The 25,013-nt window shown below is 72.7% G+C and carries 21 protein-coding genes; 14 read left to right on the top strand and 7 right to left on the bottom strand.

The window, feature by feature from the left end; genetic code table 11:
• Positions 1-131: 131 nt before the first annotated feature.
• The 3 genes from panB to AMK22_RS05920 all read left to right on the top strand — a co-directional run bounded on the left by panB (position 132) and on the right by AMK22_RS05920 (position 3,139).
• Positions 132-1,019: a 3-methyl-2-oxobutanoate hydroxymethyltransferase gene (panB, locus tag AMK22_RS05930; protein ID WP_073782166.1), complete on the top strand. Its 888-nt coding sequence runs from the start codon at positions 132-134 to the stop codon at positions 1,017-1,019.
• A gap of 237 nt (positions 1,020-1,256) precedes the next feature.
• Entirely contained in the window at positions 1,257-2,279 is a 1,023-nt protein-coding gene (locus AMK22_RS05925; protein WP_107430480.1) for an ATP-binding cassette domain-containing protein, read from the top strand.
• Positions 2,276-3,139, top strand: coding sequence for an ABC transporter permease (locus tag AMK22_RS05920; RefSeq protein WP_079185941.1), 864 nt, complete (start codon positions 2,276-2,278; stop codon positions 3,137-3,139). Before AMK22_RS05925 ends, AMK22_RS05920 begins: the two co-directional genes overlap by 4 nt.
• Before the next feature lie 73 nt (positions 3,140-3,212).
• On the opposite strand, the gene AMK22_RS05915 is transcribed toward AMK22_RS05920, so the two are convergent.
• Positions 3,213-6,593, bottom strand: a complete 3,381-nt coding sequence (locus tag AMK22_RS05915) for an AfsR/SARP family transcriptional regulator (protein WP_073782792.1) — start codon at positions 6,591-6,593, stop codon at positions 3,213-3,215.
• A gap of 417 nt (positions 6,594-7,010) precedes the next feature.
• Between AMK22_RS05915 and AMK22_RS05910 the strand changes: the two genes are divergently transcribed.
• A complete protein-coding gene (locus AMK22_RS05910) occupies positions 7,011-7,925 on the top strand; it encodes a glycoside hydrolase family 19 protein (RefSeq protein ID WP_199883141.1) in 915 nt (304 codons plus the stop codon).
• Positions 7,926-8,095: 170 nt separating this feature from the next.
• Positions 8,096-8,884 carry a site-2 protease family protein gene (locus AMK22_RS05905; protein WP_073782164.1) on the top strand — a complete coding sequence of 263 codons (789 nt, stop codon included), beginning with the start codon at positions 8,096-8,098 and terminating at the stop codon, positions 8,882-8,884.
• Positions 8,885-8,938: 54 nt separating this feature from the next.
• On the opposite strand, the gene AMK22_RS39950 is transcribed toward AMK22_RS05905, so the two are convergent.
• Together AMK22_RS39950 and npdG are read right to left on the bottom strand one after the other, a co-directional pair.
• Positions 8,939-9,115: a hypothetical protein gene (locus tag AMK22_RS39950; protein WP_199883140.1), complete on the bottom strand. Its 177-nt coding sequence runs from the start codon at positions 9,113-9,115 to the stop codon at positions 8,939-8,941.
• A gap of 122 nt (positions 9,116-9,237) precedes the next feature.
• On the bottom strand, positions 9,238-9,948 hold the full coding sequence (npdG, locus tag AMK22_RS05900) for an NADPH-dependent F420 reductase (RefSeq protein WP_073782790.1): 711 nt from the start codon (positions 9,946-9,948) through the stop codon (positions 9,238-9,240).
• 176 nt (positions 9,949-10,124) lie between these two features.
• On the opposite strand from npdG, the gene AMK22_RS05895 reads away from it, so the two are divergent.
• Both AMK22_RS05895 and AMK22_RS05890 read left to right on the top strand, forming a co-directional pair.
• Positions 10,125-10,727, top strand: a complete 603-nt coding sequence (locus tag AMK22_RS05895) for a hypothetical protein (protein ID WP_073782163.1) — start codon at positions 10,125-10,127, stop codon at positions 10,725-10,727.
• 100 nt (positions 10,728-10,827) lie between these two features.
• The gene (locus tag AMK22_RS05890; protein WP_079185940.1) at positions 10,828-12,240 is read left to right on the top strand and encodes an MFS transporter; all 1,413 of its coding nucleotides are present in this window, start codon (positions 10,828-10,830) and stop codon (positions 12,238-12,240) included.
• Positions 12,241-12,347: 107 nt separating this feature from the next.
• On the opposite strand, the gene AMK22_RS05885 is transcribed toward AMK22_RS05890, so the two are convergent.
• Positions 12,348-12,590 (bottom strand): hypothetical protein, encoded by a 243-nt coding sequence (locus AMK22_RS05885; RefSeq protein ID WP_073782162.1) that lies wholly within the window; start codon positions 12,588-12,590, stop codon positions 12,348-12,350.
• Positions 12,591-12,813: 223 nt separating this feature from the next.
• On the opposite strand from AMK22_RS05885, the gene map reads away from it, so the two are divergent.
• Positions 12,814-13,671 (top strand): type I methionyl aminopeptidase, encoded by an 858-nt coding sequence (gene map / locus AMK22_RS05880; protein WP_073782161.1) that lies wholly within the window; start codon positions 12,814-12,816, stop codon positions 13,669-13,671.
• Positions 13,672-13,966: 295 nt separating this feature from the next.
• The gene (locus AMK22_RS05875) at positions 13,967-14,632 is read left to right on the top strand and encodes a biliverdin-producing heme oxygenase (RefSeq protein ID WP_073782160.1); all 666 of its coding nucleotides are present in this window, start codon (positions 13,967-13,969) and stop codon (positions 14,630-14,632) included.
• Positions 14,633-14,817: 185 nt separating this feature from the next.
• Here AMK22_RS05875 and AMK22_RS05870 read toward each other — a convergent pair whose 3' ends face one another.
• The 3 genes from AMK22_RS05870 to AMK22_RS05860 all read right to left on the bottom strand — a co-directional run bounded on the left by AMK22_RS05870 (position 14,818) and on the right by AMK22_RS05860 (position 18,709).
• Positions 14,818-15,546: a PhzF family phenazine biosynthesis protein gene (locus AMK22_RS05870; protein ID WP_073782159.1), complete on the bottom strand. Its 729-nt coding sequence runs from the start codon at positions 15,544-15,546 to the stop codon at positions 14,818-14,820.
• Positions 15,547-15,622: 76 nt separating this feature from the next.
• A complete protein-coding gene (locus AMK22_RS05865) occupies positions 15,623-17,218 on the bottom strand; it encodes an HtaA domain-containing protein (protein ID WP_073782158.1) in 1,596 nt (531 codons plus the stop codon).
• A 48-nt stretch (positions 17,219-17,266) separates the two neighbouring features.
• A complete protein-coding gene (locus tag AMK22_RS05860) occupies positions 17,267-18,709 on the bottom strand; it encodes an HtaA domain-containing protein (RefSeq protein WP_073782157.1) in 1,443 nt (480 codons plus the stop codon).
• Positions 18,710-18,846: 137 nt separating this feature from the next.
• Here AMK22_RS05860 and AMK22_RS05855 point away from each other — a divergent pair, with 137 nt between their 5' ends.
• From AMK22_RS05855 to efeB, 5 genes are all read left to right on the top strand, one after another.
• The gene (locus AMK22_RS05855; protein WP_073782156.1) at positions 18,847-19,983 is read left to right on the top strand and encodes a heme/hemin ABC transporter substrate-binding protein; all 1,137 of its coding nucleotides are present in this window, start codon (positions 18,847-18,849) and stop codon (positions 19,981-19,983) included.
• An 11-nt stretch (positions 19,984-19,994) separates the two neighbouring features.
• Positions 19,995-21,095, top strand: coding sequence for a FecCD family ABC transporter permease (locus AMK22_RS05850; RefSeq protein ID WP_073782789.1), 1,101 nt, complete (start codon positions 19,995-19,997; stop codon positions 21,093-21,095).
• Between the two features lie 40 nt (positions 21,096-21,135).
• A complete protein-coding gene (locus AMK22_RS05845) occupies positions 21,136-21,969 on the top strand; it encodes a heme ABC transporter ATP-binding protein (RefSeq protein ID WP_073782155.1) in 834 nt (277 codons plus the stop codon).
• A 550-nt stretch (positions 21,970-22,519) separates the two neighbouring features.
• Positions 22,520-23,656, top strand: coding sequence for an iron uptake system protein EfeO (gene efeO / locus AMK22_RS05835; protein WP_073782153.1), 1,137 nt, complete (start codon positions 22,520-22,522; stop codon positions 23,654-23,656).
• Positions 23,657-23,709: 53 nt separating this feature from the next.
• On the top strand, positions 23,710-24,993 hold the full coding sequence (gene efeB / locus AMK22_RS05830; RefSeq protein ID WP_073782787.1) for an iron uptake transporter deferrochelatase/peroxidase subunit: 1,284 nt from the start codon (positions 23,710-23,712) through the stop codon (positions 24,991-24,993).
• Positions 24,994-25,013: the final 20 nt, after the last annotated feature.

The raw sequence follows: 25,013 nt of genomic DNA, 5'->3' as shown, positions 1-25,013 counted from the left end.
CGCGCCGCGCCGGTGCCCGCGACACGGGCTTGTGCGGACCCACTTCCCGCGGGCGGGCACGGGATGCCACCATGGAACCGGTCCGGGGACGCCGTCAGGGCGCCTCGAGATGACGAAGGAGCCGTAGGCACATGTCGCTTCAGGCTGCGCGGAACACCTCCGCCACATCCGACGCGGGAGCCGCCACCGAAAGCAGCAAGGCGCTGTACGGGGGCAAGAACACCCGCCGCATCACCGTCCACGACATCACCGCCGCCACCGGGCGCGGCGAGAAGTGGCCCATGCTCACCGCGTACGACGCGATGACCGCGTCCGTCTTCGACGAGGCCGGTATCCCGGTCCTGCTCGTCGGCGACTCGATGGGCAACTGCCACCTCGGTTACGAGACCACCGTGCCCGTCACGATGGACGAGATGGCCGTTCTCTCCGCCGCCGTCGTACGAGGCACCAGGCGTGCGCTGATCGTCGCCGACCTGCCCTTCGGGGCGTACCAGGAGGGTCCCGTCCAGGCCCTGCGCAACGCCACCCGGCTGATCAAGGAGTCCGGTGTGGGCGCGGTCAAGCTGGAGGGCGGCGAGCGCAGCAACGAGCAGATCCGGCTGCTGGTCGACGCCGGCATCCCGGTGATGGCCCACATCGGCCTGACCCCGCAGTCCGTGAACGCGATGGGCTACCGGGTGCAGGGCCGCGGCGAGGAGGCCGCGCAGCAGCTGCTGCGCGACGCCAAGGCCGTGCAGGACGCGGGCGCGTTCGCCGTCGTCCTGGAGCTCGTACCGGCCGAGCTGGCCGCCGAGATCACCCGCACCCTGCACATCCCGACCGTCGGCATCGGCGCCGGTCCGGACACGGACGCCCAGGTGCTGGTCCACACCGACATGGTCGGACTGACCGGCGGCAGGATGCCGCGCTTCACCAAGCAGTACGCGAATCTGCGCAAGGTGCTGGGCGACGCGGCGAAGGAGTACGCGGAAGAGGTCGTCGGCGGCGCCTTCCCGGCCGCCGAGCACACCTTCCACTAGGACCTTTCGTTCGGACCGGGCCGGGCCCCGCCCGTTGCCCGTCGGGGCCCGTTCGCCGGACACGGCGTCCGGCGAACGGGCCCGGCACAGGCCACTGCCCGCACCACCGACAGCCCGCCGACCTCCCCCATCGGCGGGCTGTCGGCCTTCCACCGGTCCGTCCCCCGGTCCGTCGTCGACGCCTTGTCGGCCCCGTGTCGGCCTGTTGTCGGCGGACTGTCGGTGGCGCCTGGTCCCATGGTGGGCATGACACGAAACGACAAGAACCCCAGGAACGGCACCAACGCCGTGGAAGTCCGGGGGCTGGTCAAGCACTACGGCTCGACCAAGGCTCTGGACGGCGTGGACCTCGACGTCCGCGAAGGCACCGTGCTCGGTGTGCTCGGTCCCAACGGCGCGGGCAAGACCACCCTCGTGCGCTGCCTGTCCACCCTGATCGTCCCCGACGCCGGGCACGCCGTCGTGGCGGGCTACGACGTGGTGAAGCAGCCCCGGCAGCTGCGCCGCACCATCGGACTGACCGGGCAGTACGCCTCGGTCGACGAGAAGCTGTCCGGCTGGGAGAACCTCTACATGATCGGGCGGCTGCTCGATCTGTCGCGCAAGGCCGCCCGCGCCCGGGCCGACGAGCTGCTGGAGCGGTTCTCGCTCACCGACGCGGCCCGGCGCGCCGCGATGGACTACTCCGGCGGCATGCGGCGCCGCCTCGACCTGGCCGCTTCGATGATCGGCCGCCCGGCCGTCCTCTACCTGGACGAGCCGACGACGGGGCTCGACCCCCGGACCCGCAACGAGGTCTGGGACGAGGTGCAGAGGATGGTCGCGGAGGGTGCGACGGTCCTGCTCACCACCCAGTACATGGAGGAGGCGGAGCAGCTCGCGAACGAGCTCACCGTCATCGACAGGGGCCGGATCATCGCCAACGGCGGGGTCGACGAGCTCAAGGCGAAGGTGGGCGGGCGCACCCTGCACATCCGCCCCTCGGACCCGGCGCAGCTGCCCGCGATGGCGCAGGCGCTGCGGGAGACCGGTCTGGACGGGGTCGCGGGCGCGCAGGTGGTCCCGGACGAGGGACTGCTCTACGTGCCGATCCTCAGCGACGAGCAGCTGACCGCCGTCATCGGCCTGCTCGGCGCCCGGGGCTACCCGCTGGCGCATGTCGCCACCGCACTGCCCAGCCTGGACGAGGTGTTCCTGGCCATCACCGGCGAGAAGAGCACTTCCGCCACCGACACGATCCCCGCGGAGGTCGCGGCATGAGCACGAGTACGACGATCCAGCAGCCGGTCACGACCGGCCAGGCCCCGTCCGCCGCGCCGAGGGCGCTCGTCGGCGAGGGCCGGATCGGGCTGCGCGCCAACCTGCGGCACATCGGCGCGCTGATGCGGCGCAACGTGCTCCAGATCAAGAAGGATCCGGAGTCGATGTTCGATGTGCTGCTGATGCCCATCGTCTTCATCCTGCTGTTCGTGTACGTCTTCGGCGGGTCCATCGGCGCGAGTCTAGGCGGCGACCGGCAGACGTACATCAACTACGTGGTCCCGGGCATGATGGCGATGCTGGGCATGAACATCGCCACCGCGGTCGGCACCGGGGTGAACGAGGACTTCCGCAAGGGGGTCATGGACCGGTTCCGGACGATGCCGATCGCCCGGTCGTCGGTCCTCGTCGCGAAGATCGTGGTCGAGCTGGGCCGGATGGCGGTGGCCACGGCGATCCTGCTGGGCATGGGCTTCCTGCTCGGCATGGAGCTGAAGACCTCGGTGCTCGGCCTGCTCGCGGCGGTCGGCCTCTCGATGGTGTTCGGCGCCGCGATCATGTGGATCTTCATCCTGCTGGGGCTGTCGCTGAAGTCCGCCCAGGCGGTGCAGGGAATGGGGTTCCTGGTGCTGATGCCCCTTCAGTTCGGTTCCTCGATCTTCGCCCCGACCGCGACCATGCCCGGCTGGCTCCAGGCGTTCACCGACTACAACCCGCTGTCCAACCTGGCGGACGCGGCGCGCGGGCTGATGATCGGCGGACCGGTCGCCCACGCGACGTGGCTCACGCTCGGCTGGGCGGTGGCGATCACCGTGGTGGCGGCTCCGCTGGCAGTCTCGAAGTTCCGCAAGAAGAGCTGAGCCGGTGCGGGTCGAAGGGCGCGCCCGGTACGTGCCGGACGCGGGTGCGTGCGCCGGACGGCCGGGCGGCGGTTCAGTCCCGCTCCGGTCCGTACGTCTCGGCGAGGGCGGTGGCCTCCTCCATGGAGAGGCCGCCGCCCTCGGCGTACGCCGAGTCGTAGGCGTCCCGGCCGAGGACGGCGAGGGCCAGCTCCTCCACCCGGGCGTAGTCGTCGCGTTCCATGGACGTCGGCGCGTGTCCCAGGGGCAGCAGCGCCTGGCCGGCCCCCAGCAGCCGGGCCGCGAGTACGGCCCGGCGTTCGCCACCGATCCCGGCGAACGCCCGTGCGGCGGAGACGAGGTGGATGACGGACATCTGCGGAGCCACCATCTGCGAAAGCCGGTCGTGGGACCGCCGCAGCGCCTCCAGGGACCGGGGCAGGGCCTCGGCGTAGCGCCCGTCCTGATTGTCGAGCCAGGCCGACGTGCCCAGCACGAACCCGTCGAACATCGCCAGCGTCTCGGACTGGAACTCCGCTCGCAGCAGGGACAGTTGCTCGCGCGCCTCGGCCGTGCGTCCGGTGCGGCCCAGCCACAGGGCGAGGTAGATCCGGGCGGCGGGGATCGCCTCGTGACCGGCGTGGCGTCCTTCCATGAGCACGTCGCGCAGGATCGTCTCGCCCTCGTCGCCGCGGCCGAGTTCGGTGAGGGCGGAGGCGTATCTGGTGCGCAGGACCGACACCTGGGACTGGGCGCCGAGCCTCTCCGCGTAGCCGATGGCGGCCTGGAAGTCCTCGGCGGCGCGCGCGTACTCGCCGTGCTTCTCGTTGGCCTCGCCCCGGGAGGAGAGCGCTTCGGCGACTCCCCAGTCGTCACCGAGCCGACGGAAGATCTCCAGGCTCTCGTCCGCGTCCGCGTGCGCGCCGCCCGCCCATTCGGGGCGGTTGGCCAGGATGTTGGCCCGTGTCTGGAGCGCTCCGGCCAGCTCCCACGCGTAGCCGAGCTCCCGGCTGACCCGGACGGTCTCGTCGAGCAGCGCGCGCAGGTCGTCGACCCCGCCGGTCATCATGACCGCGAAGAACCAGAGCGATCCGGGGGCGCGGCAGGTCTGCGGCTGTCCCGCGCGGTAGGTGGCCGCGATGATCCGCAGCCGGGCCATGCCCTGCTCGTCGGCCCACACGTCCTTGGAGTGGTCCATGCTGACCAGTTGGACCAGGGCCACCTGGCGCCGCGCCTCCTGGAGCAGTTCGGGCGACATGGGCGGCGGGGCGTCGGTGCAGCGCTCGTGGAGGGAGGGCGCGGGTTCGGCGGGCCCGGCGAAGGGGTCGGGGCCCAGCGCGGCCACCGCGTCGGCCCATTGCAGGCCCTCGGCGCGCAGATCGCGCATCTGCCAGTACCAGCACAGCGACAGCACCATGCAGAGCGCCTCCTGCTCGTCGCGGGCGACGACGGCCCGGCGCAGGGCGGTGCGGAGGTTCTCGTAGTCGCGCTGGAGGCGTTCGATGGCGGCCCGCTGCCCGGCGCCGCGCAGCAGCGGGTCGGTGGTGCGGGCCAACTCCCGGAAGTACATCAGGTGGCGCCGTTCCGCGGCATCCCGTTCCGTCGCCTCGTCGAGCCGTTCGGCGGCGTACTCGCCCACGGTCTCCAGCAGCCGGTAGCGCATCTCGCCGTCCTCGGCGGGCGCGGCGACGACGAGGGACTTGTCGACGAGCGAGCCGAGCAGCCCGGCGACCTCGCGCGCGCCACCGGGGTCCTGCGCGCAGACGGCCTCGGCGGCGGCGAGGGTGCAGCCGCCCGCGAAGACGGACAGGCGGCGCAGGACGGCGCGTTCGGACGCGTCGAGCAGTTCCCAGGACCAGTCGACCACGGCGCGCAGCGTCTGCTGGCGGGGCAGTACGGTACGGGCGCCGCTGGTGAGCAGGCGGAACCGGTCGTCGAGCCGGTCGGCGATCTGGCGCGGGGTGAGCATCCGCAGCCGGGCGGCGGCGAGTTCGATGGCGAGCGGCAGCCCGTCGAGGCGGCGGCAGATCTCCGCGGCGGCCTCGGCGGTCTCCTCGTCGGTGTCGGTCCGGAAGCCGGGCCGGGCCGCGGCGCCCCGTTCGGCCAGCAGCCGCAGCGCCATCGCGTCGGGCAGCGGATCGACGGGCCGCACGAACTCGCCGGGCACGCCCAGGGGTTCACGGCTGGTGGCCAGCACGGTGAGCTGCGGGCAGCGGGCGAGCAGGTGGTCGGCGAGGGCGGCGGCGGCCCCGACGAGATGCTCGCAGTTGTCCAGGAGCAGGAGCATCCGGCGCCGGGAGCAGTGTTCGGTGAGGCGCACGAGCGGGTCGCCCGCGTTGCCCTCGGCGACCCGCAGTTCCTCGGCACCGGCCCCGCGCAGCACGGTCTCGCGGGCGCCGAGCGCGGTCAGCACGGCCTCCGGCACGGCCTCGGGGTCGTCGACGGGGGCGAGTTCGGCCAGCCAGACGCCGTCGGGCCAGGCGGAGCCGAAGGACTCGGCGGCCTCCTGGGAGAGCCGGGTCTTCCCGGCGCCGCCGGGGCCGAGGAGGGTGACCAGCCGGGCGCGTGCCAGGTCCTCGCGCAGGGCCTCGATGTCGTTCTCGCGCCCGACGAAGCTGGTGAGCCGGGCTCTCAGGTTTCCGCGCGGGGCGGCGAGGGCTTCCTGCGGCGCGCCGGTGTCTCCGGCCGGGGCGGCGGCGGTGGGCCGGGGTGCGGGACGCCGTGACGGCCCGGCCGGGTGCTTCCCGCCCGTCGCGTCCTGCTCCAGCAACTCGGCGTGCAGGGCGCGCAGTTCGGGGCCGGGGTCGGTGCCGAGCCGGTCGGCGAGCACGGTGCGCACCTCGTCGTACGCGGCCAGCGCCTCGGCCGGGCGACCGGCGTCGCGCAGGGCCCGCAGCCGCAGCGCCTGGAGCGGTTCGTCGATCGGATGCCCGGCGCAGAGCGCGACCAGTTCGGGCAGGGTCTCCTCGGCGCGGCCGAGGGCGAGTGCCGCGGTGATCCTGGTGCGGCGGGCGTCCAGCCGCCGGGCCGTCCAGCGGGCCGCGACGGCGCCGCGGTCGGGCAGATCGACCAGGACCGGGCCGCGCCACAGGGCGAGGGCGTCGTCGAGCACGTCCAGGGCCTTCGCCGGGTCTCCCTCCGTCAGGGCCCGCATCCCCTCCCCCGCGAGCCGCTCGAAGCGGTGGAGGTCGACCTCGTCCGGGGCGGCGGCCAGCCGGTAGCCGCTCTCCCCGGACGTGACCGCCCCATGTCCGAGGGCCCGCCGCAGCCGCCCCACGAGCGCCTGGAGCGCGCCCACCGCATCGGCCGGCGGGTCGCCGTCCCACACCTCGTCGACGAGCACGGCGGCGGGGACGGAGCGGCCCGGACGCAGTGCGAGGGCGGTGAGCAGGGCACGAAGCCGCGCACCGCCGACGGGGACGGCGGTGCCGTCGTCACGGAGTGCCTGGGTGGTTCCGAGGATGCTGTAGCGCACTCGCCCATTCTCCGCGACCGGGAGCTGCGGCAGGACACGCGTGCGACACGTGCCCGGTTCGGCGTCGCCGAAGGCGCCCGTACCGGTGCCCGCGTCCGCGAGGCGCTCCCCGCCGGCGGCCTCGGCCCCGTTCCCCAACCAGGAAGGAAAGACGGCGAGTTCGCGGCGCGCCTCGGACCGCTCGCCCTCGGCCGCACCCCCGGACGGCGAACGGACGGCAACCGGAAGGGGCCGACGAAATTCCCTTTGGTCTAGACCTTGACTGCGATCAAGGGGGAGGGTTCAGTGTCCGAAAGCATCCTTCGGCGCGGCCTGCACAGGTTGGCCCGGCTCCCACCGGGTCCATCCGTCATGCCCGCGTCATACGGGCATGCCCACCTCCGAGGGACATGTCCGCGTCGCACGAAAGGGAACCCTGTGCTCAGAAATCGTATGAAGGCGCTGCTGACCGGCCTGGCGGCCGTCGGATCGCTGGCGGCGACGGCCCTCGTGCCCGCGACGGCGAGCGCCGCCGAGGCCCCGGCGCCGGTGGACGAGTGCGCCGTGGCCCCCGCCTGGTCCAAGGGCGCCAACTACCAGGCGCGCGACATCGTCAAGTACACCGACGGGAAGATCTACGTCGCCCAGCGCGACAACCCGGGCTACGACCCGACGGTGAGCACCTACTACTGGGCGCCGTACACCTGCGGCACCGGGGGCAACCCGTACCCGAACAGCTTCGTGGTGAGCGAGGCCCAGTTCGACCGGATGTTCCCGAACAGGAACCCCTTCTACACGTACAAGGGCCTGACGGACGCCATGAAGGCGTTCCCCAAGTTCGCCCACACCGGCGACGACACGATGCGCAAGCAGGAGGCCGCGGCCTTCCTCGCGAACATCAGCCACGAGACCGGCGGCCTCTACTACATCAAGGAGGTCAACGAGGCGAACTACCCGCACTACTGCGACCGCAACGAGCCATACGGCTGCCCGGCCGGCCAGTCGGCGTACTACGGGCGGGGCCCGATCCAGCTGAGCTGGAACTTCAACTACAAGGCCGCGGGCGACTTCCTCGGCATCGACCTGCTGAACGACCCCTGGAAGGTGGAGACGGACCCGGCCGTCGCCATGATGACGGGCCTGTGGTACTGGAACACCCAGAACGGCCCCGGCCCGATCACCGGCCATGACGCCATGGTGAGCGGGGCCGGCTTCGGCCAGACGATCCGTTCGATCAACGGTGCGCTGGAGTGCGACGGCGGCAACCCCCGCCAGGTCGAGAGCCGGATCAACCGGTACAAGGAGTTCACCGGGATCCTCGGCGTGCCGACGGGCTCCAGCCTCTCCTGCTGACGCCGCCGCGTCCTTCCTCTCCCTTTCCTTGATCCTTCCCCTCCGTTCCCCGACGGACCGCCGCGGGCCGGGCACCCTTCCCCGGCCCGCGGCCCCGTCGTCGGCCCGGCTGCGCGCCGCCGCCCCGCATCCACGCCTCCATGGGGCCGGCCGCCCGTAGGCTCGGCCCCATGGTCACTGCATCGCACCAGCGCATCAGCCCGGTCTTCCTCGGCATCGTCGCCGTCATGGCGGTGTCGGGCTGGGCCGTGTGGACGGGCTTCGCGGAGCTGCCCGGGATCGCGGTCTTCCTCTTCGTGACGGCGGCGTGGGTGGTGTCGCTGTGCCTGCACGAGTACGCGCACGCCCGTACCGCGCTGCACAGCGGGGACATCTCCGTCGGCGCGAAGGGCTATCTGACCCTGAATCCGCTCAAGTACACCCACGCGCTGCTCAGCATCGTGCTGCCGGTGCTGTTCGTGATCATGGGCGGGATCGGTCTTCCGGGCGGTGCGGTGTTCATCGAGCGGGGCCGGATCCGCGGACGCTGGCGGCACAGCCTGATCTCGGCGGCGGGCCCGCTGACGAACGTACTGTTCGCGCTCGTGTGCACGGCGCCGTTCTGGCTGCACGCGCTCGACGGCGTGCCGGTGGCCTTCCGTCACGCACTGGGCTTCCTGGCGCTGCTCCAGGTCACCGCCGCGATCCTGAACTTCCTGCCGGTCCCGGGGCTGGACGGGTACGGGGTGATCGAGCCCTGGCTCTCGTACCGCGTCCGCCGCCAGGTCGAGCCGTTCGCCCCGTTCGGGCTGATCGCCGTGTTCGCCCTCCTGTGGATCCCGGGGATCAACGTGGCGTTCTTCGACGCCGTCCACGCCCTGCTGCGGGCGCTGGGCGTCGACGACTTCACGACGTACTGCGGCTGGGACGCCTACCGGTTCTGGCGGTCGGCCGATCCGGTCTGCGCGGTCCAGGCCTGACCGACGGCGTCGGGGCCGACGGCCCGGACGCCGGAGTCGTCACGGCGACGGGGCTCAGCCCGTGGCGGTCCCGGCGCGGTGCCGGCGCAGGTAGAACCACGCCATGTTGGACGAGAGCCCGGCCAGCAGCACCCAGACGATCCCGAGCCAGCTGCCCCGGACGAACGAGAACACGGCCGCGACGACGGCCAGGACGCAGACGGCGATGGCGTAGAGAGCGAGTCGGGGCATGAAAGTCGGCTCCTGTCCGGAGTGGTGCACGGTCCCGTCCAGTGTCCCCCATGCCCCTTTCCGCCCGTCGCGGGGTGGCCCGGAAGCGGGGCCGGACCGGGCCGCCCCGGCGCGGGCCCCGCTCAGACGTCCGTCGTACGCAGCCCCGCGTGCGCCTTGTAGCGGCGGTTGACCGAGATCAGGTTCGCGACGAGCGACTCGACCTGGTGGGCGTTGCGCAGCCGCCCGGCGAAGATGCCGCGCATGCCGGGGATCCGGCCCGCCAGCGCCTGCACCAGGTCGGTGTCGGCACGGGCCTCGCCCAGCACCAGCACATCGGTGTCGATCTCCTCGACGGCCGTGTCCTGGAGCAGCACCGCGGACAGGTGGTGGAAGGCGGCGGTGACCCGGGACTCCGGGAGCAGGGCGGCGGCCTGCTCGGCGGCGCTGCCCTCCTCCGGCTTCAGGGCGTAGGCGCCCTTCTTGTCGAAGCCGAGCGGGTTGACGCAGTCGATGACGAGCTTGCCCACGAGTTCGTCGCGCAGCGCCTCCAGGGTCTTGGCGTGACCGTCCCACGGCACGGCCACGATCACGGCGTCGCTGCGCCGGGCGCACTCCGCGTTGTCCGCGCCCTCGATGCCGTGGCCCAGTTCCTCTGCGGCGGCCCGCGCACGGTCGGCGGCACGGGACCCGATGATCACCTTCTGCCCGGCGCGGGCGAACCGGTAGGCGAGGCCGCGGCCCTGCGGGCCGGTGCCGCCGAGCACGCCGACGGTCAGCCCGGACACGTCGGGAAGGTCCCAGGGGTCCTTGGCGGGGGGCTTGGGCTCGCTGCCCGTCTCATTCGTAGTCATGGCTTCGACACTACTGCCCGCCACCGGGGCGAACAGTCCGTCGCCCGACGCGGAGCCACCGACCCGTCCGGCGCGTCCCCGTGCCCCGTACCGCGCACCCGTGCCCATGCCCCGTTCGTGTGGTTCCGCGGCGTTCGCCGACGGCGCGGCCGGAGCCCGGGGCACGATGCCTGGCCATGGATGCCGTACGCGTCGCTCTGCTGCGTGAAGTGCTCGCCGGGACCGAGTGGCCGGCCGCGGCCCGCCGGTTCGCCGGGTCGCTCAGGTCGTCCGTCGTCCCGCACGGCGGCGGGCTGCTGCTGGTGGGGACGGCGGATTACGAGCCGTGGCATCTGGCGGCCCATCTGGTCGACGAGTCCACCTGGTCCGGGATGCCCGAGCTGACCCCGACCCTGGTGCGCCACCGGGTGGAGCCGGGCGATCCGGTGCATCTGGCGGTCGGCCTGGGCCGGATCGAGGCGGCCGGTCGGGGCGAGACGCTGCTGCTGGTGGCGCCGGAGCGGCCCTGCGCGGGGCTGCTGGAGCGCATGCACGACGCCCGCAGGGCCGGGGCGACGGTCCTCTCGCTGGACGGCGGCGACCCGGAGGTGCGGGGGCTCGCCCACGAGGCGCTGGCGGTGACCGGCTCCGACGACGTCGACCTGGACACCGTGCAGCATCTGGTGAGCGCGGCGGCCGGGGAGAACGGCGACCCCGTTCCGCGCGGCGGCCGTCGCTTCCGCGACCGGCTGTCCCGGCTCGCCGACCGGCTGACGGCGCCGCCTCCGCCGCGCTGGTGAGTGCCGGCACCGCCCGCCCCTGCGGCCCGGGACGCGGACACGGATACGGACACGGAAAAGGTGTTGCACCGGGCACCACGACTTCGGAGCATGACCCCTCGTGACCTCAGCCCCTTCCCCGTCCGGCCGTCTCTCCGCGCTGCTGCCCGACCTCACCCCCCTGCGTTCGTCGGCAGACTTCCGGCTGCTGTGGATCCAGGGCGTGATCACGTACTTCGGCAGCTTCATGGCGCTGATCGCGCTGCCGCTCCAGATCAAGGAGCTCACGGGATCGCCGCTGGCCGTCGGCGCGATGGGCGCGGTCGAACTGGTGCCGCTGGTCGTCTTCGGCCTGTACGGCGGGGCGCTCGCGGACGCCGTGGACCGCCGCAGGGTGATCCTGGGCACCGAGGCGGGCCTGGGGGTGCTGGCCCTGGTGCTCCTGGTGAACGCCGTGCTGCCCGATCCGCTGCTCTGGCCGCTCTATCTGGTGGCGGGCGGGGTCTCCGCGCTCTCCGGGCTGCAACGGCCCGCGCTGGACTCGCTGATGGCCCGGATCGTGCCGCACGACCAGCTGACCGCGGCCGCCGCGCTGAACTCGCTGCGCTGGCAGGTCGGCGCGATCACCGGTCCGGCGGTGGCGGGGCTCGTGGTGGCCTACGCCGGGCACGCCACGGCGTACTCGGTCACCGTGGTCACGTTCTCCCTCTCCGTCCTGCTGTGCCTGCGCCTGGCCCCGGCCCCGCCCGTCCGGGAGAACACGAAGCCGTCGCTGCGCGGGATCGTCGAGGGGGCGCGATTCGCCTGGAGCTGGCCGATACTGCTGGGGACGTACGCGGTCGACGTGGTCGCGATGTTCTTCGCCTTCCCCAACACGATCTTCCCGTTCCTCGCGGACGAGCTGGACGCCGAGTGGTCGCTGGGCCTGATGTACGCGTCGGGGTCGGTCGGCTCCCTGGCGCTGGGCCTGACCAGCGGATGGACGTCACGGGTACGGCGGCACGGACTGTTCGTGGTGTTCGGGGCGGCGGTCTGGGGGCTGGCGATCGCGGCGGCGGGCTGGTTCACCGGCGTGTGGCCGGTGCTGGTCTGCCTGGCGATCGCGGGCGCGGGCGACATGCTCAGCGGACTGGGGCGTTCCACGATCTGGAACCAGACCATCCCCGAGGAACTGCGGGGCCGCCTGGCGGGCATCGAGGTGCTCTCGTACAGCGCGGGCCCGCAGCTGGGTCAGGTGCGGGCCGGTGCGATGGCGGGCTGGACGGGGACCCGCTCCGCGATCTGGAGCGGCGGTGTGGCGTGCGTGGCCTCGGTCGCGCTGCTCACCGCCGCGCTGCCGAAGCTGCTCACGTACGACTCCGCGACGGACGAGGACGCGGTACGCAGGCGGGCGCAGCGCGAGGAGGATGCGGGCGCGCCCGGGTCAAGGGCCGGAACACCGGAGGCGCAGGCCCGCCCGTACGGGGCGGAAACCGGCCCGTCCGGTGCGGGGCACGGCCGGATCGATCCGGGATCCAGCCCGTCCGGGGGCTGAGGGCGGGCCATCGTCCGTCGGACGCCTCGCCGACGGTCAGGTCTACCTCACCGGTGGTCGGCCGTCCGCCTCGCCGACGGTCCGCCGTGCCCCGGGCCATCGGCCCGTCACGCGTCCGCGTCCGGATCCCGGTCCCCCGGGGTCTCGGTGTCGTGCCACTTGGGGTCCGTCTCCCACTCCAGGTTCCGCTCCCGCGCCGTCTCCATCGCGTGGCGCGCCTCCTGCGGGGAGGCGTACGGCCCGAACCGGTCCTTGGCCGGGCACTCGGGGCCCTCCTCGACCTTCTTGTGCTGCAGGCAGTAGTACCACTCGCCCGGTTTGCCGACCGTGCGCTTCTTGAACAGGGCCATCTCCGGCTCCTTCCCTCGGGGCCATGCTGCCCCGAGCGCGCTGGGTTGAGAGCTGTCCCGTCATCCGTGACGGATCGGCGCACGGCGCCGGATGTGGTGCATCGCAGGGCGGAGGGGCGCCCGCACACTGGCAGTATGCGGGTGTCCCGGCAATGCGGCGAGACGCCGCAGCCGGCGTCGGGCGCCCGCCGGGGACGCCGGGGCAGCCCTTAAACTCGCTGACATGTCTGGCCAGTCGCTGCTCGTGCCCGGGGAGATCACTCCCATCCGCTCCGTTCCCGGAAAGATCCGGCGCCCCGAGTACGTGGGCAAGCCGGCCCCCACCCCGTACGCCGGCCCGGAGATCCAGGACGCCGACACCGTCGAGCGCATGCGCGTGGCGGGCCGGATCGCCGCGCAGGCGATGGCGGAGGCCGCCAAGCACATCGCCCCGGGCGTCACGACGGACGAACTCGACCGGGTCGCCCACGAGTTCATGTGCGACCACGGCGCGTACCCGTCGACGCTGGGCTACCGCGGGTTCCCCAAGTCGCTGTGCACCTCGATCAACGAGGTGATCTGCCACGGCATCCCGGACTCCACGGTGCTGCGCGACGGCGACATCGTGAACCTCGACGTCACGGCGTACATCGACGGCGTGCACGGCGACAACAACGCCACCTACCTCTGCGGCGCCGTGGACGAGGAGTCGCGGCTGCTGGTGGAGCGCACCGAGGAGGCGCTGAACCGGGCCATCAAGGCGGTCCGGCCCGGGCGGCAGATCAACGTGATCGGGCGGGTCATCGAGTCGTACGCGAAGCGCTTCGGGTACGGGGTGGTGCGGGACTTCACCGGGCACGGGATCAATTCCTCGTTCCACTCCGGGCTGATCATCCCGCACTACGACAGCCCGCACGCGACCACCGTGATGAAGCCCGGCATGACGTTCACCATCGAGCCGATGCTGACTCTCGGCAGCCACGACTACGACATGTGGGACGACGGCTGGACGGTGGTCACGAAGGACCGCAGGCGCACCGCCCAGTTCGAGCACACGCTGGTCGTGACGGAGACGGGCGCCGAGATCCTGACCCTCCCGTAAGGGCTGCCAGTCTCACGGACAGCCCGCCGGGCATCACCACGTACCGACGCGAAAGCGGCCGCCCGCGGGCGGCCGCTTTCGCGTACCCGCGCCGCCCCGTCCCACCGCGCCTGCGCACATCGGCGGAACCAGGCGTATGGTTTTTACCGACAGACTGTCGGGAAGCTGTTGACTTAGGTAAGCCTAAGTAGGAAGATCGGAGATGTCGACAGGGACTGCGCGACGCGGTCACTGCCGTCTTTTTGTCCGCCTCTTTCAGGACTTTCCCGTCCCCTCGGCCCCCGGGAGGCCCGCCTTGGACGCAACCGCCGCAGTCCCGCCCTTCTCGACGCTCATCCGCACGGCGTCGCACGAACAGCACACCGAGGCGGAGACCTCGACCTTCATGAGCGACCTGCTCGGCGGGCGCCTCGGAGTGGACGCGTACACGCGCTACACGGAACAGCTGTGGTTCGTTTACCGGGCGCTGGAGGAGGGGGCCCAGGCGCTGCGGAACGACCCGGTCGCCGGCCCGTTCATACGCGCCGAGCTGATGCGCACCACCGAGCTGGAGCGCGACCTGGCCCATCTGCGGGGTGCCGACTGGTGCGAGGGACTGGAGCCGCTGCCCGCCACCGCCGCGTACGCCGCACGGGTCGCACAGTGCGCCAGCACCTGGCCCGCCGGCTACGTCGCCCACCACTACACCCGCTACCTCGGCGACCTCTCGGGCGGCCAGATCATCCGCGACAAGGCGGAGAAGACCTGGGGCTTCGCGCGCAAGGGCGACGGCGTCCGGTTCTACGTCTTCGAGGAGATCCCCAACCCCGCCGCGTTCAAGCGGGGCTACCGCGAGCTGCTGGACGCGCTGGACGCGGACGACCTGGAGAAGCAGCGTGTCGTCGACGAGTGCAAGCGCGCGTTCGCGCTGAACACCGCGGTGTTCCGGGAGCTGGGCGAGGCGTTCCCGATCAGCGCGTAGGGCCTCGCGCGCAGGGCCTTCGAGGGCCTTCGTACCCGCGCGGCCGAAGGCACCGACCGGTGATCCCGGTCCGGTGCCTTCGGCCGCGCCGGTCCCGTTGCCCGGGGGCCGTTCCCCGGTGGTCCTTCTCCCCGGTGTCCCCGGCCCGTTCTCGCGCTCTCCCGCTCTCCCGCTCGCCGGTTTCCTCAGACGCGGGACGGGACCGCCCGATGCGCCCACAGGACGCGGCCGCCGATCTCCACCGTGCCGTCCGGCGCGGGCGCGGTGAGGATCTGGGAGCCGCGTCCCTGCGTGATGTTGAGGGCCCGCCCCAGCTCCGCGCTGAGCAGCAGGGCCGCCGCGCCCGTGGCCTCGTCCTCCACGATCCCCCCGGCGCGCCTCGGGAAGGCGCGCGCCCTGACCCGGCCCGCAGCCTCGTCCTCCCACGCCCAGACGTAGAGCCGGCCCTCGCCGGGCGGCGGGCCGGTCAGCGCCTCGACCTCGGCGACGGACGCGTACCGCTGCAGCGTGCGCGGCGGCGCCCACTCCGGGCGGGCACCGATCCAGGTGAACTCCCCGTCCTGCCGGGCGAACACGTCCCCGACCGGAAGCTCCAGGATCTCCAGATCGAGCAGCCAGGCGGTGCCGACGAGCGGATGCCCGGCGAACGGGAGGCGCAGCCCCGGGGTGTGGATGTCGACGTGCCCGCGCTCGGGGTCGTCGACGAACACGGTCTCGCTGAAGCCGAGTCGGCGGGCCAGCCGCTGCCGGGACTCCTCGTCGGGGTGGGACCGCCCGTCGCGCACCACCCCGAGGGGGTTGCCGTACCGGCCGTCGGGGCCGCAGAACACCCGCAGGACGTCGACGCCCTCGGGTGGGTCGAAGCCGGGACCGGAGCCGGGGCCGCCGTCGTATTCGCTGTCGCTCGCGCTCACGTCCGCATTCAAGCACCGCCCGGGTGACGGCCTTCGGCCGGGCCGTCACCCGGGCGGTGCCCCGGACCGTGTGCCGTCAGGCGGTACGGCGGCGGGCGACGAGGAAGACCCCCGCTCCGGTCGCCACAACGATGCCCGCTCCGGCGATCAGGGCGCCGGTCGGAATGTCGGAGCCGGTGGAGGCGAGGGCGCCGGAGCCACCGACCGAACCGCCGACGGAACCGCCGCCCACGCTGCCGCCGCCGAGGGACGCGGAACCGCCCGCCAGACCCGTGGAACCGATGGAGCCGGCCGACCCGCCGGAACCGCTGCCGCCCGCGGCGCCGGGGAGTTCGGCGTCCTTGTCGAGGGCGACCGCGACGGTCAGCGGGTCGAGCTGCTCGCCCATGCCGTACATGCCGCCGAACGCCTCGGTGCCGTCGGCGGTGAGGGTCGCCGGGACCGCGGAGAGGGTCACCACGCCGTTCTCGGCGGTGAGTTCGCCCTTCGGCAGCTTCAGATCCGCGATGGTCATGCCGGTGTAGGTGGAGACCTTCCTGGTCTCGCGGTCCTTGGTGGAGACGTCCGCGATCAGCCGGCCCTTGCCGCCGCTCACCTGGACCTCCAGGCCGGTGAGGGAGAGGTCGAGGGTGTACGCGCCGTTCTCCTCGTGGCCCAGGAAGCGGACCTTGCCGTCGAACCCGGCGGTCAGGGTCTGCTTCGCGGCGTCGAAGTCGCCGGTGGCGTCGGGGAAGCGGTAGCCGTCGCCGGACGCGGCGGCGCCGCCCGTCGTCTCCACCTTGCCGTGCGCGATGGGCCCGGTGACGTACGTACGGAACGACTTCTTGACGCCCCAGTCCAGGGTCCCGTCGAGGATCGCGCCGGTCTCGGCGGCCGGCTCGTCGGTGCCCGGCCTGCCGGTGGCGGACGGGGACGGGGAAGCGGGCGACGTGGGCCTGCCGCTCGGCTCGGCCGTCGGCTCCTTGGTGGGCCCGGTCGTCGGCTCCTTGGTCGGCTCCTCGGTGGGCTCGGTGGTCGGTTCCGTGGTCGGGGCCGCGCCCGCCTTCACCGAGAGCGTGGCCGGGTCGAGCTCGTCGCCTTCCTTGTACTGGCCGTTGAACGCCTCGGAGCCCGTCTTCGTCAGCGTCGCCGGGATGTCCTTGAAGACCATCGCCCCGCCCTCACCCTGTCCGGGCTTCACGCCCGTCAGGTCGAGGAAGGCGAACTCCACGTCGTCGCGGGTGCCTTCCGGGGTGGTGACATCGACGGTGATCGCGCCGCCGGTGCGGGTGGTGGAGAGCTTCACGTCCGACAGCGTGATGTCGAGGGCACCGCCGTGGGCGTAGAAGCTGACGCCGCCCCCGAAGGCGGTGCGGGTGCCGTGCGTGGTGGTGTCGTAGGTGCCCTTGCCGTCGACGAAGGTGAACACGCCGTTGTCGGGCGCCTGGGTGGCCCCGTCCTTGACGGTGATCTTCCCGCCGGAGAACGGCGAGGCCAGGTACGTGCGGAAGGACGCCTTGACGCCCCATTCCAGCGTGCCGTCCTTCAGGTCCAGCATGGGCGCGCCGGCGGTCGCACGGCCGGGGGCGGCGTCGGCGGCGGCGAGCGCCGGGAGGGCGAAGGCGGTCGCGCCGAGGGCTGCCGCCGTGGCGACGGCGGCGGCGAGGGCTATGGGGCGGCGGGTGGCTGCCATGGTGGGTGGTCTCCTCGGGGGAATGAGGTACGGGGGTGAAACAGGGGGTCAGCTGTTCTGCTGCGAGGCGCCGCGGCGGCGGGCGAGGTGGAACGCACCGGCCGCGACGGCCAGGACGCCCGCGCCTCCGGCGCCGAGGTACAGCCCGGTGCGGGAGCCCGCGTCGGAGCCGGTGTCCGGCGCGGACGCGGCGGTGGTGGTCTTCTTCGTCGGCGAGGGCGACGGGGCGGGGTCGCTGCCCAGGTCGGGCAGGGCGGGGAGTTCGGCGCCGCGGTCGACGGCGACGGCCAGGGAGACCGGGTCCATCGCGGTGCCCGCCTTGTAGAGCGAGCCGAACGCCCCGGCGCCGTCGGCCGTGAGGGTCGCGGGCGCCTCGGTGAGCACGGCGACACCGTTCTTCGGCGCGAAGTCCTTCGCGGCGAAGGTGACCAGCGGGACGGCCTTCTTCGGCTCGCCGTCGCCGCGCACGTCGGCCGAAAGCGTGCCCTTGCCGTCCGTCACCCGGACCGCGACCGAGGAGAGTTCCAGGTCCAGCCCGTCGGCGCCGGTGAAGCGGACGCTGCCCGCGAACCGGGCGTCCAGGGTCTGCTTCTTCGGGTCGTACGTGCCCTTGCCGCGCGGGAACCGGAAGAGCGCGCCGCCGTCCTGCGCACCGTCGGCGAGGGTCCACCCGCCCTTGCCGACGGAGCCGGTGACGTACTCGCGGAAGGTGCGGCGCACGCCCCAGTCGACGGCGGCGTCCTCGACACGTCCCGCGGCCTTCTCGGTCTTCTCGGTCTTCTCGGTCTTCTTCGCCTTGCCGGCCTTGTCGTCGCTCTTCCCCGGGGAGGCACCCGTGTCCGGCTTCCCCGCCGGGGCGGAGGTGTCCACGAAGAGGCTGATCGGGTCGAGCGGCGTACCGGCCGTGTAGTAGCCGGCGAACGCCTTCGCGCCCTGCGTCGTCAAGGTCGCCGGAACATTGGTGAGGGCGAGGGGGGTGGTGCCGCCCCTCATGTCGATCCCGGACAGCCCGAGCGTCGCGAGCGGCACCTGCGCGGCGGACGTGACCCGGCCGGTCCCCCGTTCCTTGCTGACCATGTCGGCGTGGAGCGTGCCCCGGCCGCCGGTGATCCGGACGGTGGGGCGGCTGATGGCGAGGTCCAGTTCGTTGCCGCCGTCCGCCTTGCGGTGTCCGACGAAGCGGACCCCGCCGGAGAATCCCGCGCTGAAGGCGCCGGTCGCCGGATCGTAGGAGCCGGTGGCCGAGTGGAAACGGAACTGGCTGCCGCCGACCGTGGCGGCGCCGCCGGTCAGGCTCCAGCTCCCGTGCGCGACGGGGCCGGTGACATAGCTCTGGAACGACGACTTGATGCCCCAGTCGAGCCGGCCGCCCTGCACCGTGCGGCTCGCCGCATGGGCGGCGGTGGCCGGGAGCAGGGCTCCGAGCAGCGCCGCGAACAGCGCGACCGCGAGCGCCCGTCCGGGCACGCGAGCAGGTCGGGACGACAGCATGAGGACCCCTCCGAGATCTAGCGAGCAAGGTAAGGCTAACCTAAGCTATGGAGATCGCGTGGTGGTACCCCCCTTCCACCGCAAAATCCGTGAATCACGACCAACTACGCGCGACGGAACGACAGGACGGTGCCCCAGTGCGCTTCTCGCAGGACTTCACCCCACCGGGGCGGCGCACCCGGCGACCGGGACGCGAACGCCCCGGGGCCGACGGGCCGTTCGGTGCCGGGACGGACGCCGCTTCCACCCGGCGGTCCGGCACGCGCGGCCCGCTCGGCGTCCTGACGGCGGCCCTCGCCCTGGCCCTCCTCCTGGCCGGCTGCGGCGGCACCGACGCCGGGACGCCCGCCGCGAAGTCCCCGGGCTCCGCGAAGGCCGCGGCCGACCGGGTCGAGCCGCTGCCCGGCACTCCGGAGCCCCGACTGCCCGTCACCGTGCAGTCGGCCGACGGGACCCAGGCCACCATCACCTCGGCGGATCGCGTCGTGCCGCTGACCGGCGGCCTGAGCGAGATCGTCTTCACGCTCGGCCTCGGCAAGCAGGTCGTCGCCCGGGACATCACCGCCACCTTCGAACAGGCGGCGGATCTCCCGGTCGTGACCCGGGCCCACGACGTCTCGGCGGAGAGCGTGCTCTCGCTCAGGCCCACCGTCGTGCTCGCGGAGACCACCACGGGACCGGCCGAGGCCATCGACCAGATCCGCGATGCCGGCATCCCGCTCGTGGTGGTCGACCCGGCCAAGGAACTCGCCGATGTCGGCCGCCGGATCGAGACCGTGGCGGCGGCCCTGGGCGTGCCGGACGCGGGGGCCGAACTCGACGCCCGCACCCGGTCCCGGATCGAGGCCGTGAAGAAGTCCGTGCCCGGCGACAGCGGGAAGAAGCCCCGGGTGGCCTTCCTCTACCTGCGCGGCTCCGCCTCCGTCTATCTGCTCGGCGGCCGGGAGTCGGGGGCGAGTTCGCTCGTCGAGGCGGCCGGGGGCGTCGACGCGGGCAAGGCGTCCGGGCTGAAGAAGGACTTCACCGCCATCACCAGTGAGGCCCTCGCCAAGGCGGCGCCCGACGCCATCCTGGTGATGAGCAAGGGGCTGGACTCGGTGGGCGGCGTCGACGGGCTGGTGAAGATCCCGGGCGTCGCCGAGACCCCGGCCGGGATGGACCGGCGGATCGTCTCCATCGACGACGGAGTGCTGCTGAACTACGGGCCGCGCACCGACCGGGTGCTCGGCGACCTGATCGCCCAGCTCCACCCGAAGGGCGGTACGGCCGAGTGACGACCTCGCACATGACCGCCCCGCAGGGGGAACGCGCCCGACCGGCGGACCCCTCAGACCCTGGGCAGGAGCGGGCGAGGCCCCGACGCTCCACCGCCTTCCTCCTGACCACCGGTCTGGTCGCCGCCCTCCTGGTGGGCTGTCTGCTGTCCGCCGGGCTCGGCGCGTACAACATCCCGCTCGGTGATGTCATCGGCTCCGTCCAGCACCGTCTCGGGCTCGGCGGCGCGGCGCTGGACCGGGTCGGCGAGAGCGTGCTGTGGAACGTACGGCTGCCGCGGGTCGTCCTCGCCCTGCTCGTCGGGGCGTCACTGGGCTGCGCGGGCGCCCTGATGCAAGGCGTGTTCGGCAACCCGCTCGCGGAACCCGCGGTGATCGGCATCTCCGCCGGCGCGGCGGTCGGCGCGGTCGCCTCGATCGCGCTCGGGCTGACCTTCTTCGGCAACTGGACCATCACCGTCTGCGCGTTCGCCGCCGGGCTCGGGACGGTGCTGCTGGTGTACACGCTGTCGCGGTCGAACGGGCGCACCGAGGTGGTGACGCTGATCCTCACCGGGATCGCGGTCAACGCCTTCGCGGGAGCGCTGATCGGGCTGTTCGTCTTCTTCGCCGACAACGCGCAGATCTCCCAGATCACCTTCTGGCAGCTGGGCTCCCTGGCGCAGGCGACCTGGCCGAAGGTGCTCGCGGTGCTGCCGTGCGCGCTGCTGGGGCTGCTCGTCGCGCCGTTCTACGCACGCAAGCTGGACCTCCTCGCACTGGGCGAGCGGCCCGCCCGGCACCTGGGGGTCGACGTCGAGCGGCTGCGGGTCACGCTCGTGCTGGTGGTGGCGCTGCTGACGGCCGCGGCGGTGGCGGTCGCCGGGATCATCTCGTTCGTGGGGCTGCTGGTGCCGCATCTGCTGCGGATGGCGAACGGTCCGGGGCACCGCTTCCTCGTCCCCGGCAGTGCGCTGGGCGGCGCCCTCGTCCTGGTGGTGGGCGATCTCGCGGCCCGTACCGTGGCCGATCCCGCCGAGCTGCCGCTCGGTGTGCTGACCGCGCTCTTCGGCAGCCCGTTCTTCTTCTGGCTCCTGCGCAGGACCCGTCGCAGGCAAGGTGGTTGGGCATGAGGACGACACCGATGGACCGTCACGGGCGAGGTGGTCGGGCATGAAGGTGCCGAGGAATCCGTTCCGGGCGCGGGGGCGCCGGCTGCCCGGTCCCCTCTCCCCCGGCGCCGCCGCCGTCGAGGCGCACGGGCTGCGGGTGCGGCTGGGGCGGCGGGCGGTGCTCGACTCCATCGATCTGACCGCGCACGCGGGCGAGGTGCTCGCGCTGGTCGGGCCCAACGGGGCGGGGAAGTCGACGCTGCTGGCGGCGCTGGCCGCCGATCTGCCCGCCGAGAACGGCGGGATACGGATCGACGGGCGCCCGGTGACCGACTGGTCGGCCGCCGAACTGGCCCTGCGCCGGGCGGTGCTGCCGCAGACCGCCGCACTGTCCTTCCCTTTCCCGGTGGCGGACGTGGTCCGGATGGGCCGGGCGCCGTGGGCCGGGACGGAGCGGGCGGACGAGGACGATCCGGCCGTCGCCGCGGCGATGGCGGCCACCGAGGTCGCCGAGTTCGCCGCGCGCTCCTTCTCCGCGCTGTCCGGCGGGGAGCGGGCCCGGGTCGCGCTGGCCCGGGTGCTGGCGCAGCGCGCCCCGCTGCTGCTGCTCGACGAGCCGACCGCCGCCCTCGACCTGCGCCACCAGGAGCTGGTGCTGCGGATCTGCCGGGAGCGGGCCGCGGCCGGGGACGCGGTCGTCGTGGTGCTGCACGACCTGGGCCTGGCGGCGGCGTACGCGGACCGGGCGGCCGTGCTGCACGGCGGGCGGATCGCGGTGGCGGGCCCGCCCGCGGAGGTGTTCACCGGGGGGCTGCTCGGCGAGGTCTACCGGCAGCCGGTCGAGGTGTTCCCGCATCCGCGGACCGGGGTGCCGCTCGTCGTGCCGGACCGCTAGTGCTGTGACCGGGAAGGTTTGCCGGGTGGCTCGCGGCGTCCGGTGCGGTGCATCGCAAGGCGGAGCATCGTCCGCGTACTGGACGTACGCGGACGATGCGACAACACCGCGAGGTGCCGTGCCGGGCGTCGCGAGCCGGTGAACCTTCCCGGCCACAGCACTAGTGCTGCGACCTGAGCGGCCGGGGCTGCTCGGGCCCGTCGGGCGGTTCGTCCGGCGGGCGGTTCGTCCGGCGGGCGGTTCGTCCGCCGGGCGGTTCGTCCGCCGGGCGGTTCGTCCGCCGGGCGGTTCGTCCGGCGGGCGGTTCGTCCGGCGGGCGGTTCGTCCGGCGGGCCCAGCCGTCCGACACGAGCCCTTGACCATTTCTTGACCATTGCGAGAGACCCCCATGACACGGCCGTAACCGGTTCGTATCCGTGGGGTCGAGGTGAGAGGTGAATCACGGCCCAAGCGGGTACCGGACAGGTAAGCCTCGACTAAGTTAGGTCTGCCTCACCTGTCTTTGTCCGTTCTTCTCCCGCTTCTCCTTCATCCTCTTGTGGAGCCTCGTATGCGAGCCGTTCGTCTCTCCGTCGTCACCGCTGCCGCCGGCGTGGCGGCCCTGACCGCCGTCACGGGCTGTGCGCAGAAGAGCGACGGCAAGGGCGACGGCGCCGTGCAGGTCGTCGCGAAGGACGACGCCTGCGAGGTGTCGAAGACGAAGGTGCCGGCCGGTCACGTCGAACTGGCCGTGCAGAACAAGGGCTCCAAGGTCACCGAGGTCTACGTCCTGTTCCCGGACGACCGCATCGTCGCCGAGCGCGAGAACATCGGCCCCGGCACCAAGGCGAACATCACGGCCGAGATCAAGGCCGGTTCGTACGAGATCGCCTGCAAGCCGGGCATGAAGGGCCACGGCATCCGGCAGAAGATCGAGGTCACCGGCGCCAACGCGGCCAAGCGCAGCCCCGAGATGGACAAGGCCGTCGCGGAGTACCGCACCTACGTCCAGGCGCAGGCGGACGAGACGCTGCCGAAGGCCAAGAAGTTCACGGACGCCGTCGCCGCCGGCGACATCGAGACCGCCAAGAAGCTCTACGCCGACTCGCGACTGGGCTGGGAGCGCACCGAGCCGGTCGCCGAGTCGTTCGGCGACATCGACCCGAAGGTCGACATCCGCGAGGACGGCCTGGAGGCCGGGCAGAAGTGGACCGGCTGGCACCGTCTGGAGAAGGCGCTGTGGCAGGACAAGAAGCTGGGCGCCGAGGAGAAGGCCCTGGCCCCGGTCCTCTACAAGGACCTGGTCGACTGGCAGAAGCGCGTCGGCACCGCGGACATCACCCCGACCTCGATGGCCAACGGCGCCAAGGAACTCCTCGACGAAGTCGCCACCGGCAAGGTCACCGGTGAGGAGGAGCGCTACAGCCACACCGACCTGGTCGACTTCAAGGGCAACGTCGAGGGCGCGGAGAAGTCCTACCAGCTGCTGAAGCCGATCGCCTCGAAGAACGACCCGACGCTGACCGCCGCCCTGGACAAGCGGTTCGCCGAACTCAACACGCTGCTGGACAAGTACCGCGAGGACAAGTCCTCGTACGAGTTCACCTCGTACGAGAAGGTCGGCAAGGCGGACCGCAAGGAACTGTCGGACGCGGTGAACGCGCTGGCCGAGCCGCTGTCCAAGCTGGCCGCGGCGGTGACGAAGTAGCGGCGGCCGGGAACAGGAGCGGACGGAAGCAGGAGCGGACGGGAGTGACCGGGATGTCCGAACAGAAGCGGAACGACGACGAAACCGGGGTGGCGGCCCCCGCCGGCCCCGCACCGTCCCGCAGGGCGCTGCTCGGCTGGGGCGGCGCCGGACTGGCGCTCGGCGCGGCCGCCGCCGGTGGCGCGATGGCCGTGATCCGGCCGGAGAACGACGCGGTGCCGGCCGCCGACAGCGGTGCGGCCGTGCCCTTCCACGGGGCGCATCAGGCGGGCATCGCCACCGCCGTGCAGGACCGGCTGCACTTCGCCGCGTTCGACGTGACGACGAAGGACCGCGCCGAACTGGTCTCTCTGCTCAAGGAGTGGACCCGGGCGGCCGAGCGGATGACGGCCGGTCACGCGGTCGGCGACGGCGCGTACGGCGGCCCGGCCGAGGCGCCGCCGGACGACACCGGTGAGGCCCTGGGGCTCAAGCCGTCCCGGCTCACCCTCACCATCGGCTTCGGCCCCTCGCTCTTCGCCAAGGGCCGGTTCGGCCTGGAGGACAAGCGCCCCGCGGCGCTCGTCGACCTGCCGAAGTTCCCCGGCGACAACCTCGACACGGCCCGCAGCGGCGGCGACATCTGCGTCCAGGCGTGCGCGGACGACCCGCAGGTCGCGGTGCACGCCATCCGCAACCTGGCCAGGATCGGCATGGGCCGCACCGCGATCCGCTGGTCCCAGCTCGGCTTCGGCAAGACGTCCTCGACGACGCCGGACGCCCAGACCCCGCGCAACATGTTCGGCTTCAAGGACGGCACCCGGAACATCTCCGGCACCGACACCGCCGCCCTGGACAAGCACGTCTGGGTCGGCGAGAAGGACGACGACGCGGGCTGGATGGCCGGGGGTTCGTACCTGGTGGCCCGGCGCATCCGGATGCACATCGAGACCTGGGACCGCGCCCCGCTCCAGGAGCAGGAGGACATCTTCGGCCGCGACAAGGGCGAGGGCGCCGCGGTCGGGAAGCCCAAGGAGCACGACGAGCCGTTCCTGAAGGCGATGCTGCCTTCCGCCCATGTGCGGCTCGCCCACCCGGACAGCAACGACGGTGCGACGATCCTGCGCCGCGGGTACTCGTTCACCGACGGCACGGACGGCCTCGGCCGGCTCGACGCCGGACTGTTCTTCATCGCCTACCAGCACGACTCCCGCAAGGCGTTCATCCCGATGCAGCGCCGCCTGGCGGCACACGACGCGCTCAACGTGTACATCCAGCACGTGGGTTCGGCGCACTTCGCCGTCCCGCCGGGCGTCCGCGGCAAGGACGACTGGTGGGGCCGGGCGCTGTTCTCGTGACGGGCCCCGGAGCGGGTTCC

It is taken from the genome of Streptomyces sp. CB01580, assembly GCF_001905795.1.
GTDB lineage: Bacteria > Actinomycetota > Actinomycetes > Streptomycetales > Streptomycetaceae > Streptomyces.
Note: the sequence above shows the minus strand (reverse complement) of the source record. Positions and strands in the feature narration are given on the sequence as shown.

What these genes read in the sequence shown, in the direction of transcription:
- AMK22_RS05895 (WP_073782163.1), top strand. Translation starts at nt 10,125, where the DNA reads ATGGATGCCGTACGCGTCGCTCTGCTGCGTGAAGTGCTCGCCGGGACC.
- AMK22_RS05885 (WP_073782162.1), bottom strand. Translation starts at nt 12,590, where the DNA reads ATGGCCCTGTTCAAGAAGCGCACGGTCGGCAAACCGGGCGAGTGGTAC.
- AMK22_RS05905 (WP_073782164.1), top strand. Translation starts at nt 8,096, where the DNA reads ATGGTCACTGCATCGCACCAGCGCATCAGCCCGGTCTTCCTCGGCATC.
- AMK22_RS05845 (WP_073782155.1), top strand. Translation starts at nt 21,136, where the DNA reads ATGAAGGTGCCGAGGAATCCGTTCCGGGCGCGGGGGCGCCGGCTGCCC.
- map (WP_073782161.1), top strand. Translation starts at nt 12,814, where the DNA reads ATGTCTGGCCAGTCGCTGCTCGTGCCCGGGGAGATCACTCCCATCCGC.
- panB (WP_073782166.1), top strand. Translation starts at nt 132, where the DNA reads ATGTCGCTTCAGGCTGCGCGGAACACCTCCGCCACATCCGACGCGGGA.
- AMK22_RS05850 (WP_073782789.1), top strand. Translation starts at nt 19,995, where the DNA reads ATGACCGCCCCGCAGGGGGAACGCGCCCGACCGGCGGACCCCTCAGAC.
- AMK22_RS05860 (WP_073782157.1), bottom strand. Translation starts at nt 18,709, where the DNA reads ATGCTGTCGTCCCGACCTGCTCGCGTGCCCGGACGGGCGCTCGCGGTC.
- AMK22_RS05920 (WP_079185941.1), top strand. Translation starts at nt 2,276, where the DNA reads ATGAGCACGAGTACGACGATCCAGCAGCCGGTCACGACCGGCCAGGCC.
- npdG (WP_073782790.1), bottom strand. Translation starts at nt 9,948, where the DNA reads ATGACTACGAATGAGACGGGCAGCGAGCCCAAGCCCCCCGCCAAGGAC.
- AMK22_RS39950 (WP_199883140.1), bottom strand. Translation starts at nt 9,115, where the DNA reads ATGCCCCGACTCGCTCTCTACGCCATCGCCGTCTGCGTCCTGGCCGTC.
- efeB (WP_073782787.1), top strand. Translation starts at nt 23,710, where the DNA reads ATGTCCGAACAGAAGCGGAACGACGACGAAACCGGGGTGGCGGCCCCC.
- AMK22_RS05925 (WP_107430480.1), top strand. Translation starts at nt 1,257, where the DNA reads ATGGTGGGCATGACACGAAACGACAAGAACCCCAGGAACGGCACCAAC.
- efeO (WP_073782153.1), top strand. Translation starts at nt 22,520, where the DNA reads ATGCGAGCCGTTCGTCTCTCCGTCGTCACCGCTGCCGCCGGCGTGGCG.
- AMK22_RS05865 (WP_073782158.1), bottom strand. Translation starts at nt 17,218, where the DNA reads ATGGCAGCCACCCGCCGCCCCATAGCCCTCGCCGCCGCCGTCGCCACG.